This is a genomic window from Rhizobium fabae, assembly GCF_003985135.1.
Taxonomy (GTDB): Bacteria; Pseudomonadota; Alphaproteobacteria; order Rhizobiales; family Rhizobiaceae; genus Rhizobium; species Rhizobium pisi.
This window is the reverse complement of sequence record NZ_ML133648.1, coordinates 445875-464040: the sequence shown is the minus strand read 5'-3', so window position 1 is coordinate 464040 and position 18166 is coordinate 445875. Positions and strand designations below refer to the sequence as shown.

Genomic DNA, 18166 nt, shown 5'->3' with positions numbered 1-18166 from the left:
CCGCGCCATGCCGGATCGCTCGGAATTTGCAAGCCCGGAGAGATCGACATGACGGCCATTGCGTTGAAGCAGCCGGTGACGGCAGGCAACGACATCATCCGCTTCGAAGGCATCGTCAAGCACTTCGGCGGCGCGCAGGCGCTTGCCGGCGCGTCGCTGATCGTCCAGCGCGGAACCATCCACGGTCTCGTCGGCCAGAACGGCGCCGGCAAGTCGACGCTGATCAAGCTGCTTGCCGGCCTTCACCAGCCGGATGGCGGCCGGATCGAGATCGAAGGGCAAACATTCGATCGGCTGACACCGCATCTTGCCGAAGAGCTCGGCATCCACTTCATCCACCAGGATCGGCTGCTTGTGCCGACGTTCACCGTCGGCGAAGCCCTGTTTCTCGGCCGCGAGCCGCGCATATCAGGCACGCCCTTCCTCGACCGTCGGCTAATGCAGCGTCGCGCATCCGAGATTCTCAACGACTATTTCGGCGTCCGGCTGCCGAACGGCGCCCTGATCGGCGAATTGTCGACCGCGGAAAAGCAGATCGTGCAGATCACCCGCGCGCTCCTCAATCAGCCGAAGGTGCTGGTCTTCGACGAGCCGACCGCCGCTTTGGTCGCCCGCGAGGCGGATATCCTCTTCCGACTGATCCGCCGCCTGCGCGACGAGGGCGTCACCATCATCTATATCTCGCATTATCTGAACGAGATCGAGAAGCTCTGCGACCACGTCACAGTGCTGCGCAACGGGCTTGACGTGGCTTCCCCGCCAATCGGAGAGACTTCGGCCGCAGCGATTGCAACGCTCATGGTCGAGCGTGACATCAAGGAGATGTTTCCGAAGCCTGAGGTAACGCCCGGCGAGGAAATCCTCAAGGTCGAGGGGCTGTCGGCGCCGGGGAAATACAGCGATATCAGCTTCACGCTTCGCCGCGGCGAGGTGCTCGGCCTCACCGGCCTCCTCGGCTCCGGCGCAAAGGAGTTGGTCCGCACCCTCTTCGGCCTGGAGACTGCTGCGTCCGGCCGCATCGAAGTTGGCGGAAAGGCTGCTCGTTTCACCAATCCGACGCAGGCGGCCGGCCGCGAGATCGCGTTGGTGCCGGAAGACCGGCGCCGCCATGGCGTCGCGCTCGACCTCAGCGTCGCCGAAAATATCAGCCTTTCGAGCTTGGGCCGTTTCACGCGCTTCGGCTTTCTCGATCGCGGATGCGAAAAGAAGGAAGCCGACGCTCTGATTACGCGGCTGCAGGTGAAAACCAACGGGCGGGATGCCTTGCTGCGCACGCTTTCAGGCGGCAATCAGCAGAAGGTGGCGATCGCCAAATGGCTGAGCCGCCATTCGGAGATCTATCTTCTCGACGAACCGACCGTCGGGGTCGATATCGGCTCCAAGGTCGAGATCTATACGCTGATCGGCGAACTGGCGGAACGCGGCGCCGGCGTCATCGTGCTGTCTTCGGATCTGCCCGAACTCATCGGCATCACCGATCGCATCCTTGTGCTCTTCCGCGGCCGCGTGGTGAGGGAATTCATATCGTCGGAGACCACGGCGGATGCCGTGCTGGCTCAATCGACTGGATCATCCGAGGGACAGCGCCATGTCCGCTGACGTAGAATTTTCGCCTTCCGGTTTTTCCGCTACGGAACCGCCTCCCCGGCTGACATTCAATATTGCCGCCGCAGCACTACGCTTCGGATCGCTGATCGCTTTCGCGGCCATCCTGATCATCTTCTCGCTGACCGCACCCTATTTCCTCAGCATCGGCAATATCGGCAATGTGCTCGGCCAATCGGCCATCTCGGGCGTGCTTGCCATCGGGCTGACGATCGTGCTGATCGCCGGCGGCTCCAATGTTGTCACCGGCGGCATCGACCTGTCGCTGGCGGCCAATATGGGCCTCAGCGCCGCCGTCTATGCGAGCCTGACGCAGCTCGGCTACGGCGATGCGACGGCGATTACGGCAGCACTCCTGACCGGCGCCCTGATCGGCACGGTCAATGCCGTCGCCGTGGTCTATGCCGGCATCGTGCCGCTGCTCGCCACCCTTGCCGTGATGAACGTCGTCGCCGGCCTGGAACTGGTGCTGACCGGGAATACCGTGCTGCCGGCTTCGACACCTTTCCTCTCCGCGCTTTCGGCCTCGGATCCTTTCGGCATACCGGTTCTCGCCTATGTGCTCCTCGGCTTTACGGCCATCGCAACGGCGATCGTGCAATATACTCCCCTCGGCTTGCGGCTATACGCCGTCGGCGAGTTTCCGGATGCGGCGCGCGCCGCCGGTTTGCCGCTCCGCCGCCTGCTCGCCGGCGCCTTCGTCGCCAGCGGCCTTGCCGGCGGCATTGCCGGCATCCTGTCCGTTTCCTATCTGAGCGGCAGCACGACCGGCTCGGGCGAGATGCTGCTGCCTGTCGTGGTGACCGCCCTGCTCGGCGCGGTCTTTTCGCGGCGGCTCGTTCCGACCGTGACCGGGACGCTGCTTTCAGCTCTGCTGGTCGGCTTCCTCACCAACGGCTTCCAGCTGCTGAACATTTCGAGCACGCTGGTCAGCGGCGTCCAGGGCCTGCTCATTCTCATCGTGGTCTCCGCGACCACGCTACTGCGCCGGCAGGAGGGCTGACCATGTCGCTCGAGACCCACTCCCCTGCCACCCCCGGCTTGCCGCGTCTGATCGCCGAAGGCCTGGTGCGCTATAGCCTCGTCCTCGCCCTGGTCGTGGTGTTTGCTGTCTTCTCCGTGGCAACACCGACATTCCTGAAGCTTGCGAACCTGCAGAGCATTCTGGTCAACAATTTCACGCTGCTTGCCATCGTGTCCATCGCCATGACCTTCGCCGTCGCCTCGGGCGGCATCGACCTTTCTGTCGGAACGGCGGTTGATTTTGCCAGCTTCGCCTTTGTTTCGCTCGTCCTCGCCGGGCAGCCGGTAGCCATCGCCGCACTTGCGGGACTGGCCGCCGGGGCGCTGGTTGGTGCCTTCAACGCGCTGCTGATTTCAGGGATCGGCGTGTCGCCGTTTCTTGCCACGCTCGGCACGCTGTTCATCGGCCGCAGCGTCCAGCAGCTGCTGACCAATGGCGGCAATCCGATCTATCTGCCGCCGAACGGCGTGCCGGAAGCCTTCCGTTTCCTCGGCCACGGCGCGATCGCCGGCTTTCCGGTGCCGCTTGCCGCCGCCATCGTCGTCATTGCCGCCGCTGCGGTGGTTTTTGCCCGCACGCGGTTCGGCCGCATTATCCTGTCGATCGGCATTCAGCCGGGCGTCGTGCGCTATTCCGGTATCGCCGCGCCAGCCCATATCGCCGTAACCTTTATCCTCATCGGATTGATCGCGTCAATCGCCGGCCTGATCCTGACCGCAACCGTCACCACTTACATCCCCTCCTCGGGCAATGCCTTCCTGCTCAACGCCATCGGGGCAACCTTCATCGGCACGACGCTCAACCCGCTCGGACGGCCGAATGTCGGCGGGACCGTTCTCGGCGCGCTGCTACTCAGCATCGTCGCCAACGGGCTGCTGTTGACCGATCTGAACTTCTATTGGCAGCAGGTCGGCACGGGAACACTGATCTTTGCGGTGCTCGCCCTGAGCTTCATCAACAGAAAGGCCACCGTCGGCGTGTGAGAAAAGCCGCTATTGCGGCGGCATGCCGAAACGTTCTAACCCGCCGTGGCGTCCGAGATCATGCGCGATACGGCATTCTTCCAGCCGATGATCTTGCCCTGCCGCTCGGTCTCCTCCATCGAAGGGCTGAAGCGGCGGTCGCAGGCCCAGGCCTTGGCAAAATCCCGCTTGCCGGGCCAGATGCCGGCCTTTGAGCCGGCGAGCCAGGCAGCTCCGAGCGCCGTCGTCTCACGGATAGCCGAGCGGTCGACGGGATTTCCCGTGATGTCGGCCAGGCACTGCATCGTCCAGTCCGACGCCGCCATGCCGCCATCGACGCGCAGCACCGTTTCCAGCTGGTTGGCGCCCCAGTCCTTCTTCATCGCCACCAGCAGATCGAGCGTCTGGTAGGCGACGGATTCGAGCACGGCGCGAGCAAATTCCGCCGGGCCGCTGTTGCGCGTCAGGCCGAAGATCGCGCCGCGGGCGGCCGGATCCCAATAGGGTGCGCCGAGACCGGTGAAAGCAGGAACAATATAAACCTGCTGTCCGGGATCGGCCTTGGTTGCCAGAATCCCCGCCTCCGAAGCCTGGCTGATAATGCCGAGACCGTCGCGCAGCCATTGCACGGCTGCACCGGCAATGAAGATCGAGCCTTCGAGCGCATAGGTCGTCTCGCCGTCGAGCCGGCAGGCGATCGTCGTCAGCATGCGGTTCGAGGAGGAAACACGATCCCTGCCGGTGTTGAGCAGCGCGAAGCAACCAGTGCCATAAGTGGATTTCATCATGCCGGGCTCGAAGCATGCATTGCCCACGGCCGCCGCCTGCTGATCGCCGGCGACACCGAGGATAGGAAGTGCGGCTCCGAACAGCGCCTCGTCGACGCGGCCGAAATCATCGGCACATTCCCTCACCTCGGGGAGCATGGCTGAGGGAATACCGAGAATACCGAGAAGCTCCTCGTCCCATGCGCCGTCATCGATATTGTAGAGCAGCGTCCTCGAGGCATTGGTCGCATCAGTGGCGTGTATGCGACCATCAGTCAGCTTGTAAATCAGCCAGCTGTCGATCGTGCCGAAGCAAACCTCGCCCGCCTCCGCCTTCCCACGCAGCCCATCGATATTGTCGAGCAGCCATCGCAGCTTGGTTCCGGAGAAATACGGGTCGAGCAGCAGGCCGGTCTTGGCGCTGAACAGCTTCTCATATCCGTCGGCCTTCAGGCTCTCGCACATTTCGGCCGTGCGCCTGTCCTGCCAGACGATCGCGCGGTGAAGCGGTGTGCCGGACTTGCGATCCCAGACGACCGCAGTCTCGCGCTGATTGGTGATGCCGATTGCAGCGATATCGGTGGCGTCAAGACCAGCATCGGCAATCGCCTTGCGCACCGTGTCAACGACGGACTGCCAGATTTCGGCGGCGTCATGCTCCACCCATCCGGGCTGCGGATAATATTGGGTGATCTCCGCCTGGGCCGAGCCGGCCATCTTCATGTCGCCATCGAAAATGATGGCGCGCGACGATGTCGTGCCTTGGTCGATTGAAAGAATATAGCCGCTCATATCCGTCTCCGGCTCGCACGAAACCGCCCCGCCCGGCGAAGAGGGCGGATGCGGAGATTTCATGAGAGAAAGATTGTGGGTGCCACCGGCTTGCCGCCGGTGGCAGAAGTGATGGCCGGAAGCCTCGTCGCCTCCGGCCAGGTTCGCCTTACTTCGACTGCCAGCTCTTGACGAGTTCGTCGTAGTTGACCGTGACCGGCTTTTCCTTCTCGTTCTTGATCATCAGCTGCGGCGCAAGGTTGCCCTTCTTCACCGCATCCGCGTTCCAGTAAGCGAGATCATGCTCTTCGGCCAGTTTCGGGCCGATATCGCCCTGGACGCCCGATTTCTCGATACGGCCCATGACCTTTTCCTGCTCGCCGCAAAGAGAATCCATGGCTTCCTGCGGAGTCTTGGCGCCGGCAGCGGCGTCACCGATAGCCTGCCACCAAAGCTGAGCCAGCTTCGGATAGTCGGGAACGTTGGTGCCGGTTGGCGACCACTGAACGCGGGCCGGCGAACGATAGAACTCGATCAGACCGCCGAGCTTCGGAGCACGCTCCGTAAAGCTCTTGTCGCGAATGGTGGATTCGCGGATGAAGGTGAGACCGAGCTGGCTCTTCTTCACGTCAACCGTCTTGGAGGTCACGAACTGTGCGTAGAGCCAGGCAGCTTTCGCACGGTCCGTCGGGGTCGATTTCATCAGAGTCCAGGAACCGACGTCCTGATAACCGAGCTTCATGCCGTCTTTCCAGTAAACGCCATGCGGGCTCGGTGCCATGCGCCACTTCGGCGTACCGTCCTCATTCATAACAGGCAGGCCAGGCTTGACCATGTCTGCGGTAAACGCCGTGTACCAGAAGATCTGCTGCGCGACGTTACCCTGTGCCGGCACCGGACCGGATTCCGAGAAGGTCATGCCCTGAGCTTCCGGCGGTGCGTACGCCTTCAACCAATCGAGATACTTCTGGATCGAATAGACCGATGCCGGTCCGTTGGTATCGCCGCCGCGTGCGACGCACGAACCGACAGGACGCGACTTCTCGTCGACCTTGATGCCCCATTCGTCGACCGGAAGGCCATTCGGCAGGCCCTTGTCGCCGTTGCCGGCCATCGACAGCCAGGCGTCGGTGAAGCGCCAGCCGAGCGACGGGTCCTTCTTGCCGTAGTCCATGTGGCCGAAGACCTTCTTGCCGTTCACGTCACGGCCGGTAAAGAATTCGGCAATGTCCTCATAAGCCGACCAGTTGACCGGAACGCCGAGATCGTAACCGTATTTCGCCTTGAAATCGGCCTTGTTCTTCTCGTCGTTGAACCAGTCGTAGCGGAACCAGTAGAGGTTGGCGAACTGCTGGTCGGGAAGCTGGTAGAGCTTCTTATCAGGCGCGGTCGTGAACTTGGTGCCGATGAAGTCGTTGATATCGAGCCCGGGGTTGGTAACGTCCTTGCCTTCGCCGGCCATCCAGTCTGTCAGGTTGCGCACCTGCTGATAGCGCCAGTGGGTACCGATCAAGTCGGAGTCGTTGACCCAGCCGTCATAAAGGTTCTGCCCGGTCTGCATCTGTGTCTGAATCTTTTCGACAACGTCACCCTCTTGAATGACGTCGTGCGTTACCTTGATGCCGGTAATCGCAGTAAAGGCAGGAGCCAGAACCTCGGACTCATACTTGTGGGTGGTCAAGGTTTCCGAAACAACCTTGATGTCCATACCCTGGAAGGGCTTCGCCGCATCGACGAACCATTGCATTTCCTTTTCCTGGTCTGCGCGAGAGAGCGTCGACACGTCGCCGATCTCTTTGTCCAGGAACGTTTTTGCCTCGTCCATGCCGGCATAGGCCGACCCGGTCATGGCCAGCAGTACCGCTGCTGTCGTCGTCAATAAATGCCTTCGCATGATATCCTCCCAGGGTTTTGCGATTGCAGTCTTCACGTCTCAGGCGGCCAGAAATACCCCCGGCCATCTGCATCAGTTTGCCTCACACGTAACGGAATACGCCGACGGCGTAGACAACGGAGAGAGCGAGAGCCCACCAGAGGCTTGATCCCGCGAGACCAAGCCAGGCAAGATGGATAAAGGCGCTGCCGAGCAGCGAAAGGAAAAGCCGGTCACCGCGCGTCGTCTCGAAGCGCAGGATTCCGATCCGCGGGTTGCCGCCCGGCACGGCATACTCCCAGACCCCCATGCCGATCAGCAGCAATACGATAACGATGAAGAACGCGGCCGTCGGCCAGGTCCATGCCATCCATGAAAAATCGGGAAGCGAAAAGCTCATCAAACCCTCCCCAGGGCGAAGCCCTTGGCGATGTAATTGCGCACAAACCAGATCACCAGCGCCCCTGGGATCAAGGTCAGAACACCCGCGGCGGCGAGCAAGCCCCAATCCATGCCGGATGCAGAGACGGTACGGGTCATGGTGGCAGCGATCGGCTTCGCGTCGGTCGTCGTCAGCGTTCGTGCGATCAGCAACTCGACCCAGGAGAACATGAAGCAGAAGAAGCAGGCGACACCTATGCCGCTCGCAATCAGCGGCGTGAAGATCTTCAGGAAAAACCGCGGGAACGAATAGCCATCGATATAGGCCGTTTCGTCGATTTCCTTCGGCACGCCGGACATGAAGCCTTCAAGGATCCAGACCGCAAGCGGCACATTGAAGAGGCAATGCGCCAATGCCACGGCGATGTGCGTATCGATTAGTCCAAAGGCTGAGTAGAGCTGGAAGAACGGCAGGGCAAAGACCGCCGGCGGCGCCATCCGGTTCGTCAGCAACCAGAAGAAAAGATGCTTGTCACCAAGGAACCGATAACGGGAGAAGGCATAGGCCGCCGGCAGCGCGGCTGCGACCGAGATCACCATGTTGATCACGACATAGGTGATTGAATTGATGTAGCCGGAATACCAGGCCTTCTCCGTGAAGATCGTCACGTAATTGGCGATCGTCGGGTTATGAGGATAAAGCGTCAGAGAATTGACGATTTCCGCATTGGTCTTGAAGCTCATGTTGACGAGCCAATAGATCGGCAGCAGGAGCACGATGATATAGATCGTCGGAACCAGCCACCACCAGCGCGATTCCTCGCCGCGCCGGCGCATCAGACGGCTGACTTCATCGGAGGAGAGACCGCTTGCGACACTGGCAACGCTTGAGATTTTTCGGCTCGCTGTCGTTTCGTTGGAGGCGCTCATTTCAATTCTCCGCGTCGTGGCTTGTCATGACGGTGTAGAACACCCACGAAAGCAGCAGGATGATCAGGAAATAGATCAGCGACATGGCAGCGGCCGGACCGAGGTCAAACTGTCCGAGGGCGGTCTTGACCAGATCGATCGACAGGAACGTGGTCGCGTTGCCGGGACCGCCACCCGTGACGACAAAAGGCTCGGTGTAGATCATGAAACTATCCATGAAACGCAGCAGCACGGCGATCAGAAGAACGCGCTTCATCTTTGGCAGCTGGATATAGCGGAACACGGCCCAACGAGACGCACCGTCGATCTTGGCTGCCTGATAGAAAGCATCCGGAATGGAAACGAGGCCTGCATAGCAGAGCAAGACGACCAAGCTCGTCCAGTGCCAGACGTCCATGATGATGATCGTCACCCAGGCGTCAAGCGGATCCTGCACATAGTTGTAATCGATGCCGATGGCATTGAGGGAATAGCCGAACAAACCAATGTCATTGCGGCCGAACACCTGCCAGATCGTGCCGACAACGTTCCACGGGATCAGCAGTGGTAGCGCCATCAGAACCAGGCACACCGGCACGCCGATGCCCGATTTCGGCATGTTCAGCGCAATGAAGATACCGAGCGGGATCTCAAGAGCGAGAATGATCAACGAAAAAATTAGATTTCGCTGCAGGGCGGCCCAGAAACGGTCGGAGTGCAGGATTTGGGTAAACCAGTCCGTTCCGTTCCAGAAGAACTGGTTGTTTCCGAAAGTGTCCTGAACGGAATAGTTCACAACAGTCATCAAGGGAATGACGGCCGAGAATGCCACGAGCACGAGGACCGGCAGGACCAGAAACCACGCTTTGTTGTTCCAGGTTTTTTCCATGATCAAGCCTCCGGTCCGGCGCGCCAAGAGTCGGCATAGACACTGATACCCGATGGCTCGAAGGTCACCCGGGGATCAGCAGGAATTTCCTGGTCCTCAGGGACGACGATCGCGATAGGCTGGCCGGCAAGCTGCGCGCGGACGATCTTCTGCCGGCCGATATCTTCCACCTTGCTGACGGTCACAGGCATGCCCTCGCGGCCGACCCGAACAAACTCGGGCCGAATCCCAAGCTCAACCTTGGCCGCTGCCGAAGTCTTTGGCGCATAGTCGAGCGTCAGAGCATGCTCGCCCACCCGAATCGTGCGGCCTTCCACCTTGGCTGGCATGAAGTTCATGCCCGGAGAACCGATGAAGTAGCCGACGAAGGTATGGCTCGGACGCTCGAAGAGCTCGGCCGGCGTGCCGATCTGCACAATCTCGCCATCGTACATCACCACGACTTTGTCGGCGAAGGTCAGCGCTTCCGTCTGGTCATGCGTGACATAGACCATGGTAAAACCGAACTGCTTATGCAGCCGCTTCAGCTGCGATCGCAGCACCCATTTCATATGCGGGTCGATAACAGTGAGCGGCTCGTCGAAGAGAATCGCGTTTACATCCGAGCGCACGAGGCCGCGACCGAGCGAAATCTTCTGCTTTTGGTCCGCCGTCAAACCGCGGGCACGTCGCTTGGCCCAGTCTCCAAGATCGATCATCTCCAATATTTCACGGACACGACGATCAACGTCGGGCTCTGCCACGCCGCGGTTGCGCAAGGGGAAAGCAAGATTGTCATAGACGGTCATCGTGTCGTAGATCACCGGAAACTGGAATACCTGCGCAATATTTCGCTGCTGCGTCGGCAGGTTCGTAACATCCTGTCCGTCGAAAAGAATTCGCCCTTCGGACGGCTGAATAAGGCCGGAAATGATATTGAGCAGCGAGGTCTTTCCGCAGCCTGAAGGTCCGAGCAGCGCATAGGCGCCGCCATCGTTCCACTCGTGGTGCACTTCTTTGAGAGCGTAGTCCTTCTCGCTCTTCGGGTTCGGCCCATAGGCATGTCTGATATGATCGAGGGTGATACGTGCCATGATCTTCTCCTAGCCCCTCTGCCCGGCGGTGGTGATCGCCCGGCCGTCCGCGCCGAACGCCATCAGGTGGCGCGTATCGATGAAAACGGAGAGGTCCGTGTCCGGGTCGATATTGTGGATGCCGTGCGCAAGCATCACCCAGCGGGTGTCGGCAAATTGCAGATGCACGAAACTTTCCGACCCCGTGATCTCCGAAATCTGTGTCCGTGCTGTCAGCCGCGCCGAATCAGCCGTCTGGGCGGTTGGTGCAAGATGATGCGGGTGAAACGCTATCGTTGCCGGCCCGTCCGGCACGTTCTGAAGGTGCGGCGGCACGGCAAAAATCACAGCGCCATCGCGCAGGAAATTGCCTGCCGATTTGACCAGATCAATAAAATTCAGCGGCGGATCGGCAAAGGTTTTCGCCGTCGTCAGATCGAGCGGTTTGCGATAGACCTCGATCGTCGGGCCGAACTGCGTGATCCGGCCTTCGTTGAGCGTCGCCGTATTGCCACCAAGCAACAAGGCTTCGGAGGGTTCCGTCGTGGCATAGACGAAGATCGCGCCGGACTGGGCGAAGATGCGCGGCAATTCCTGCCGCAGTTCCTCGCGCAGCTTGTAGTCGAGATTGGCGAGCGGCTCGTCCATCAAAACGAGGCTGGCATTCTTGACCAGCGCGCGCGCAAGCGCGGTGCGCTGCTGCTGGCCGCCGGACAGGTTGAGCGGCGTGCGGTCGAGATAGGGCGTGAGCTTCAGAAGCTCGGCCGCCTTGCGCACCTCGCGGTCGATCGTGGCGGCATCCTTGCCGGATATGCGCATCGGCGAGGCGATGTTCTCATAGACGGTCAGCGCCGGATAGTTGATGAACTGCTGGTAGACCATGGCGACATTGCGTTTCTGCACCGGCATGCCGGTGACATCGGCGCCGTCGAAATGGACGGAGCCGGCGGTCGGACGATCGAGCCCGGCCATCAGCCGCATCAGCGACGTCTTGCCCGACAGCGTCGGCCCGAGCAGGACGTTCAGCGTTCCCCGCTCGAGGACCAGATCGGTCGGATAGATGTGATAATCCGCCCCCACCATCTTGGCGGCGTTTCGCAGTTCCAGCATTCCTGTTCCCGTGCCTCCACGCAGCGGGGACCACATAGCGCCTATCCGGCCATCGCCGGTCTGGCAGCCATGTACTCCTCCAATGACTGAGCCTGCTCCTTCGAAAGGCGCAGACCATCCTTTGTTCTCCTCCACAGCACGTCATCGGCGTGCCGGGCCCATTCATGTTCGACGAGGTATGTGACCTCAGCCTCGTAAAGATCGCCGCCGAACAGCCGTCCGAGATCCTCGGGGCCGCGGGCATCGCCGAGCAGTACCTCGGCCCTGGTGCCGTAGCGGCGCACCAGACGGCGCGCATGCGTATCGGCGAGGAACGGATAACGCCGTTTCAGTTTGGCGACCTCGGCCTCATAACCCCTGACCGGGAAATCGCCGCCCGGCAGATGGCTCTTGGCCGTCCAGGGCGCGCCCTTGACGCCGATCGCAGCGCCGATTTTCTCCAGCGCATGTTCGGAAAGCCGGCGATAGGTGGTGAGCTTGCCGCCGAAGACGTTCAACAACGGCGCCGCGCCGCCTTCGCCCTCGATCTTCAGCACGTAGTCGCGCGTGGCCTCCTGGGCCTTCGAGGCGCCGTCATCATAAAGCGGCCTGACCGCCGAATAGGTCCAGACGATATCCTCGGGCCTGACCGGCTCCTTGAAATATTCCGATGCCGCATTGCAGAGATAGACGGTCTCTTCCTCGGAAATCCGGACGTCCCGGGGATCAGCGGTGTAATCGCGGTCGGTGGTGCCGATCAGAGTAAAATCGCCCTCATAGGGGATGGCGAAGATGATGCGGTTGTCAGGGTTCTGGAAGAAATAGGCCCTGGGATCATCGAACTTCTTCTTCACGATGATATGGCTGCCCTGGACGAGGCGGACATGGTGAGCCTCGTTCTGACCGAAGGCCGAACGGATGACATGATCGACCCAGGGGCCGGCGGCGTTGACCAGCATGCGGGCCTGATGGCTGCCATTGCGGCCGGTGACCGTATCGATGGTGTCGATGTGCCAGAGGCCATTTTCGCGCCTGGCCGACACCACCTTGGTGCGCGGCAGGATGGTCGCCCCCTTGTCGGCGGCGTCGCGGGCGTTCAGTACCACCATGCGCGCGTCGTCGACCCAGCCGTCAGAATATTCGAAAGCCCTCGTAAACAAAGCCTTCAGCGGCTTGCCGGCCGCGTCTTTGCGCATGTCCAGCACGGATGTCGCCGGCAGCAACTTGCGGCCGCCGAGATGGTCGTAGAGGAAGAGGCCGAGCCGGATCAGCCAGGCCGGGCGGATGCCGCCCTTGTGATAGGGCAGCACGAAGCGCAGCGGCCAGATGATGTGCGGCGCCATCGCCCAGAGGATCTCGCGTTCCATCAAGGATTCGCGCACCAGGCGGAATTCGTAGTGCTCTAGATAACGCAGGCCGCCATGGATGAGCTTGGTGGCGCCCGAGGAAGTACCAGACGCAAAATCGTTCATCTCCGCCAGCGCCACCGAATAGCCGCGCCCAACGGCATCGCGCGCAATCCCGCAGCCGTTGATGCCGCCGCCGATGACGAATATGTCGTGAATTTCCGGGCCCAACTTCCCCTCCGAGCCTGCTGCGGATTTCGCATTGCACAAAACCTGCGCAATTGCGAAAGCAACATCAGTTAAAACGAAAGAGATACGAATGTCAAACGAATGTTTTCGCAGATCGATACCGGAAGAGATTCCAGAAAGAATGCTCAACGGCTTTCATGGGAATGCCCTGAAACAAAGCGCTGAAGCGCCGCGTGTCTATCGCGATCTGCCGTTGGTTTCGATTAGTTTCACATTGTTTTCGAGGCAGAGATTGCGGATCGAGGGCAGCGGACAGTGGTCGGTGATGAAGGTATGAACCTGTGAAAGCTGGCCGATCCTGACCGGTGCAGTGCGTTCGAACTTGGTCGAATCGGCAACGAGGATGACATGCCGGGCATTGGCGATGATCGCCTGGGCGACTTTCACCTCGCGAAAATCGTAGTCGAGGAGGGCGCCGTCGATGTCGATCGCAGACGCGCCGATCACGGCGTAATCGACTTTGAACTGCCGGATGAAATCGACGGCCGCTTCGCCGACGATCCCGCCGTCCGAACCGCGCACGACCCCGCCGGCGATCACCACTTCGATCGCTGGGAACAGGCGCAATCTATTGGCAACATTGATGTTATTGGTGATCACCATCAACTCGTGATGATTGGCGAGCGCCTCTCCCACCGCCTCGGTCGTCGTGCCGATATTGATGAAGAGCGAGGCTCCGCTCGGGATCAGCTCGACGGCCGCCAGGCCGATCGCCTGTTTTTCGGAAGCGGCGATCTGCCGCCGCGCCTCGTATTTGACGTTCTCCGTTCCGCTCGGGAAGGTCGCGCCGCCATGGATGCGCGTCAGGACCTGCGCATCGCAGAGATCATTCAGATCCTTGCGGATCGTCTGTGGCGTCACCGAAAAACGGGCGGCGAGTTCCTCGACCAGGACCCTGCCGCTCGATTTCGCAATCGCCACGATTTCAGTTTGCCGGTCGCTCAAAAACATAGGCGCCCCTTTCGATCTACTTTCGTTTTAAAGAAAGCGAAGAGCGGCGCAATGCCTATTTGTCAGTCACCGGCTTCCATATTCCGAATGTGTTGCGCCGTGCCAGGCGCGACTATCGCTTCCGCATCACGTTGACCACGACCACGCCGAGGATTGCCATGATCCCACCGGCAGCGCCCAGCACCGTCGGCACCTCGCCGAGCCAGACGAACCCGATCAGCGTTGCGACCGGCGGGACGCCGTAAAGGAAATTCGAAGCGCGCCCAGCCGTCAGCCGCTTCAATGCGATGGCCCAGGTCAGATAGCCGATCGCTGTGGGGAAGATGACGAGGTAGGCGACGCCCCCGTTCACGTCCGCCGGCGCCGCCGCCAGAGCGCGCACCGTCGCCGGGACGGCCGGAAAGAGCGGCACGGAGCCGATCAGCAGGATCCAAGCGGTGACGGCAAGCGCCGGCATCCGGCCAAGCAGCGGCTTCTGCAGCACGCTGGCAATCGCCGAGCAGAGTGCGGCGCCGAGAATCAGCACGGCGTTCGGATCGAGCTTGAAGCCGCTGTCGGAAGCAACAGCAATCAGCGCCACGCCGCCGAAGGAAACCGCAGTGCCCGCCCATCCCCAGCGGCCGAAGCGCTCGCCGAGTGCGAATGTTGCGATGAGCGCGGTGAAGACCGGCATGGTGTTGATGATGAAGCTCGCCGGCCCCGCCGCAACGGTCTGCTCGCCGGTGTTCAAGAGCACCGCATAGGCGGCGATGAAGAGCACGGCGGCGATAGAGAGGCGGAGGAAATCACGTTTTTCCGGCATCGGTCGGTAGATGGCCAGATAAACAAGAGCGAGGACGCCAGCCGCCACATAGCGGGCTGTCGCCAGCTCGATCGGCGTCAGAGGCCCGAGGCAGATGCGGATCACCACGAAGGAAGAAGCCCAGAAGAGGATGGTGACGACAATCGCCGCAAAGGCCACAAAATCGAAGGTGCCTTGTTGTTTCGCCGAAACCGGTGTGCTTGCCGCCATGCTCATTTTCACCTCCACTATTCGTTGCGACCATGAATTAAGCCTTTGACGCGTGCTTGAAAAGCATCGCAATCGATGATCAAATGTGCGTATGGTTCACAGCTCGCCCGTGCTTCCGCCGCTCGACACGCTCGAGACCTTTGCCCGCGCCGCCCGGCTCGGATCGTTTTCCGCCGCGGCCGAGGAAAGCGGAATCACCCATGGCGCCGTCTCGCGACAGGTCTCGCGGCTCGAGCGCTGGATGGGCGTGCGCCTGTTTGCGCGTGAAGCCCGCGGCGTACGGCTGACGCCGGAGGGCATGCGGTTTTTCGCGCGTGCCGAGGAAGCGCTTTCCCTGCTCGGCAACACCGGCGAGCGCTGGCTGCCCCGGCCCAACAAGGCGGTGGTGCGCCTTTCCGTAACGCCGTCAGTCGCTTCGTTATGGCTGTTCCAGCGCCTGCCGAAGCTCGAAGGAAACGAGCTGCATGTCGAACTGACGCTCGAACACCGGCTGGCGGATTTCGGCGAAGGCACGGATCTCGCCATTCGCTGCGGCAAGGGACCATGGGCCGGCGTGCGCGCTTTACCGCTCTGGCAGGAGAAATCCTTTCCGATCGCCGCTCCTATCCTGGCGGAGCGCCTCGGGCGGCGCTCGGATGCCATTTCGCTGCTCGATCTGCCGATCCTTCACGATTCGAATATCGAAGGCTGGCGCCGCTGGCTCTCCCGCGAAGGTATCGACTATGTCCCGCGCGGCCAGGACCGGCGCTTTGAAGACTACAATCTGGTGATCGATGCCTGCGCGCAGGGACTCGGCATCGCGCTCGCCCGCCCACCGCTGTCGGATGCGGCGCTGGCCGCCGGGCGCATCGTCGCGGTGTCGGAGCGCGCGATCGACCACCACGTGGCCTTCCACCTGATCCGCCCGGACGATGCGCTTCGAAGCCCCGCCATCGAATTTGCCAGCCGCTTCCTGCGCGAGGCCGGCCATGACGAGGAGACGATCGCCGCATTCACAGCGCCCGGGCGGGCGAAAACCTAGGGGATCTGGGCGGATCGCGCTGGATTGAGCCAAGAATAGGAGGAGCATATCCATGGCTACAGTGATCCTGTTCCATTCTGTCTACGGATTGCGCTCCCTTGAACGGGATTCGGCGGAGCGCCTGCGGGCGGCTGGACATGATGTGTTCACCCCCGATCTTTATGAGGGCAAGGTCGCCCGATCGATCGATGAGGGCTTTGCGCTGAAGGAAGCGATCGGCTGGCCCACTCTTTGCGAACGGGCGGAAAAGGCGACTGCAGCGCTGCCTGCCTCGGCCGTGCTCGGCGGATTTTCGATGGGCGTCGGCATCACAGCCGATCTCTGGCCGATGCGGCCGCTGACGGCAGGCGTACTGCTGCTTCACAGCGTTGGTGGAATTCCGGATAATGTGCGCAGCGGCCTGCCCGTCCAGGTCCATCTTGCCGATCCGGATCGCTTCGGCCCTGCCGACGAGGTTGCTGCCTGGCAAGCGGCGGCGGCGCGCTTGGGCATATCAGCAGAGATATTCAAATATCCCGGCATCGGCCATCTCTACACCGATGCGACTCTGCCCGATTATGATGACGAGGCCGCTGAACGGACATGGAACCGCATCATCGACTTCCTCGGCGCGCTTTAGGGTTTTTTCCTAATCGGCCGCAAGCTTCAGGCGCATTTCCTTCGCCAGTTCAAAACCAGCGGCCTGATAGACGGGTTCGCCGGCATCCGAGGCGTGGATGACAGCCGTGGTGCAGCCGAGCGATTTCAGGTGGTCGACAGCCTTTTTGGTCAGCGCCAGCGCGATGCCGCGCCGGCGGAAGGCGTCCTCGACATAGACGGACCAGATATAACCGAGCAGCCGTTGCTCCGGCCGAATGATTTCGGGAAACGGCGACTGATGCAGCTGGCAGGATACGGAACCGGCGATTTCACCGTCGACAATGGCAAAAAACGAGGTGAGGCATCGCTCCTCGCGGCCGCTTCTGATGAAAGACAATATCCATCCCGCCGCATCCGGTCTGTAGTGTTCCGGCGGCGTCCCATAGCTGTCCCAGATCTTCAGATAGTGTTCGACGAGAACCTCGTCCTCAGCGGACGTCGCCATTCGAATATCGATCATTTCACAATCCGCGTTGAGCATGCGGGGGATCTGGCGTCTGATGAGGTGACGCCCCCGCCGCGATCCGGCAGGGGCGCGTCAAAGGACCCGTCAGTTCGCCGGGGTCAGCGTCATCGAAGCGCTGCCGGCGGCAACGTTGAGGCCGAGCTGGCCGGTCAGGCTGACCGTCTGCAGATGGATCGAGCCGGAGGTGCCCCCGACCAGGAGATTGGCGCCGACGCCGGCGCCGAGTGTCGCTTCGGCGGTGGCGCCGACATAAAGGCCTGCAAGCGATCCGCGATGATAACCGGCCGTCGGCGCGAACACGGCCCAGATCAGGCGGCTGCGCGTGGTAAAGCCGAGGTCGATGCCAAGCTTTCTCACTTCACCGGTATAGCGGTCAAGAAGCTCGTTGCCGACGATGGACTGGAAGATGCAATCGGCTTCCTTGGATGAACCGAGCACATAACCCGTGCCGCCGCCGATATCGCAGGTGAGATAGCCGATTTTCACGCCGTTGCGCAGATCCGGCTCTTCATATGTCTTGGTGACGAGATCGGCGGCACTGACCGCCCCCACGCCGACAAAGGTCAACGATGCCGCGGCAAACGCCGTTGCAAGAGTTTTATTCATAAGTCTCTCCTTCTCAAATCGTGGCGGGAGCATATACGCGGCTGCCCGACACCAGATAACGGACGGAACCGCAAAACGATCCCAAACCGGCGCCATTTCCGCATCGCATATGAAAGCGCATGGGAAGAGCGCAAGCGACAACAGGCTCACGGTTCGGCCCCCTTTCGGACATTTCGAAGGCACCATGCCGCCTTCTGCGCCATTTCACGATCTTGTCCGGAATGGTTGCAAAAAAGGCACGATTTCGATCATCCGGCCCGCTGCTCCGGAGCCTTGCGCACGTCAGCACCATCGATCCGATGCCGCCGCCGATGATCGCGCAGGTTGCCACGCCGCATGTATAGCTGTAGTATTCGGAAGCTTTCTCCTTGCAGAACCGTAAGCAGGGAGAATCATATGGCATTTTCCGGCATTGCCGCAGAATTTCTGCATATTCCCAAGGCATTTCTGTTTTCACTTTGACAGAAATGCCGCCTGAAATTCGTGATCCATACCCAGAAGATTATTTTTGCCGGGCCGGACAACAGCACGCCCGCCGATCTCTATTTGAGATG

17 protein-coding genes are annotated in these 18166 nt (G+C 61.1%); 5 read left to right on the top strand and 12 right to left on the bottom strand.

Translation table 11 applies throughout. From position 1 onward, the window contains the following. Nucleotides 1–48: 48 nt before the first annotated feature. The 3 genes from EFB14_RS10805 to EFB14_RS10795 are packed head-to-tail and all read left to right on the top strand — an operon-like array spanning nt 49 to nt 3612. Nucleotides 49–1599, top strand: coding sequence for a sugar ABC transporter ATP-binding protein (locus tag EFB14_RS10805; protein WP_126825169.1), 1551 nt, complete (start codon nt 49–51; stop codon nt 1597–1599). Continuing rightward, entirely contained in the window at nt 1589–2608 is a 1020-nt protein-coding gene (locus tag EFB14_RS10800) for an ABC transporter permease (RefSeq protein ID WP_125842856.1), read from the top strand. Before EFB14_RS10805 ends, EFB14_RS10800 begins: the two co-directional genes overlap by 11 nt. 2 nt (nt 2609–2610) lie before the next feature. Further along, the gene (locus tag EFB14_RS10795) at nt 2611–3612 is read left to right on the top strand and encodes an ABC transporter permease (protein ID WP_126825166.1); all 1002 of its coding nucleotides are present in this window, start codon (nt 2611–2613) and stop codon (nt 3610–3612) included. Nucleotides 3613–3647: 35 nt separating this feature from the next. Here the strand turns inward: EFB14_RS10795 and glpK are convergent, their stop codons facing one another. From glpK to EFB14_RS10745, 10 genes are all read right to left on the bottom strand, one after another. Next, a complete protein-coding gene (gene glpK, locus EFB14_RS10790; protein ID WP_126825163.1) occupies nt 3648–5150 on the bottom strand; it encodes a glycerol kinase GlpK in 1503 nt (500 codons plus the stop codon). A gap of 148 nt (nt 5151–5298) precedes the next feature. Then, nucleotides 5299–7023 (bottom strand): ABC transporter substrate-binding protein, encoded by a 1725-nt coding sequence (locus EFB14_RS10785; protein WP_125842861.1) that lies wholly within the window; start codon nt 7021–7023, stop codon nt 5299–5301. 82 nt (nt 7024–7105) lie between these two features. After that, the gene (locus tag EFB14_RS10780) at nt 7106–7402 is read right to left on the bottom strand and encodes a DUF2160 domain-containing protein (RefSeq protein WP_003595821.1); all 297 of its coding nucleotides are present in this window, start codon (nt 7400–7402) and stop codon (nt 7106–7108) included. Beyond that, the gene (locus EFB14_RS10775; protein WP_125842863.1) at nt 7402–8313 is read right to left on the bottom strand and encodes a carbohydrate ABC transporter permease; all 912 of its coding nucleotides are present in this window, start codon (nt 8311–8313) and stop codon (nt 7402–7404) included. The genes EFB14_RS10780 and EFB14_RS10775 overlap by 1 nt, the downstream gene beginning before the upstream one ends. Before the next feature lies 1 nt (nt 8314). Beyond that, a complete protein-coding gene (locus EFB14_RS10770; RefSeq protein WP_125842865.1) occupies nt 8315–9181 on the bottom strand; it encodes a carbohydrate ABC transporter permease in 867 nt (288 codons plus the stop codon). A gap of 2 nt (nt 9182–9183) precedes the next feature. Then, complete coding sequence (locus EFB14_RS10765) at nt 9184–10254, bottom strand: ABC transporter ATP-binding protein (RefSeq protein ID WP_125842867.1); 1071 nt, start codon at nt 10252–10254, stop codon at nt 9184–9186. 9 nt (nt 10255–10263) lie between these two features. After that, the gene (locus EFB14_RS10760; protein ID WP_125842869.1) at nt 10264–11343 is read right to left on the bottom strand and encodes an ABC transporter ATP-binding protein; all 1080 of its coding nucleotides are present in this window, start codon (nt 11341–11343) and stop codon (nt 10264–10266) included. 41 nt (nt 11344–11384) lie between these two features. Further along, nucleotides 11385–12899 (bottom strand): glycerol-3-phosphate dehydrogenase, encoded by a 1515-nt coding sequence (glpD, locus tag EFB14_RS10755; RefSeq protein WP_126825160.1) that lies wholly within the window; start codon nt 12897–12899, stop codon nt 11385–11387. Nucleotides 12900–13094: 195 nt separating this feature from the next. Beyond that, entirely contained in the window at nt 13095–13868 is a 774-nt protein-coding gene (locus EFB14_RS10750; protein ID WP_125842873.1) for a DeoR/GlpR family DNA-binding transcription regulator, read from the bottom strand. A 112-nt stretch (nt 13869–13980) separates the two neighbouring features. Continuing rightward, complete coding sequence (locus tag EFB14_RS10745; protein ID WP_183604826.1) at nt 13981–14898, bottom strand: DMT family transporter; 918 nt, start codon at nt 14896–14898, stop codon at nt 13981–13983. Between the two features lie 73 nt (nt 14899–14971). Between EFB14_RS10745 and EFB14_RS10740 the strand changes: the two genes are divergently transcribed. Then, nucleotides 14972–15901 (top strand): LysR family transcriptional regulator, encoded by a 930-nt coding sequence (locus tag EFB14_RS10740; RefSeq protein ID WP_125842877.1) that lies wholly within the window; start codon nt 14972–14974, stop codon nt 15899–15901. 52 nt (nt 15902–15953) lie between these two features. Next, entirely contained in the window at nt 15954–16520 is a 567-nt protein-coding gene (locus tag EFB14_RS10735) for a dienelactone hydrolase family protein (RefSeq protein ID WP_126825153.1), read from the top strand. A gap of 9 nt (nt 16521–16529) precedes the next feature. Here EFB14_RS10735 and EFB14_RS10730 read toward each other — a convergent pair whose 3' ends face one another. Together EFB14_RS10730 and EFB14_RS10725 are read right to left on the bottom strand one after the other, a co-directional pair. After that, nucleotides 16530–17000, bottom strand: coding sequence for a GNAT family N-acetyltransferase (locus tag EFB14_RS10730; RefSeq protein ID WP_245438227.1), 471 nt, complete (start codon nt 16998–17000; stop codon nt 16530–16532). A gap of 90 nt (nt 17001–17090) precedes the next feature. Further along, nucleotides 17091–17612: a DUF992 domain-containing protein gene (locus EFB14_RS10725; RefSeq protein ID WP_125842883.1), complete on the bottom strand. Its 522-nt coding sequence runs from the start codon at nt 17610–17612 to the stop codon at nt 17091–17093. Nucleotides 17613–18166: the final 554 nt, after the last annotated feature.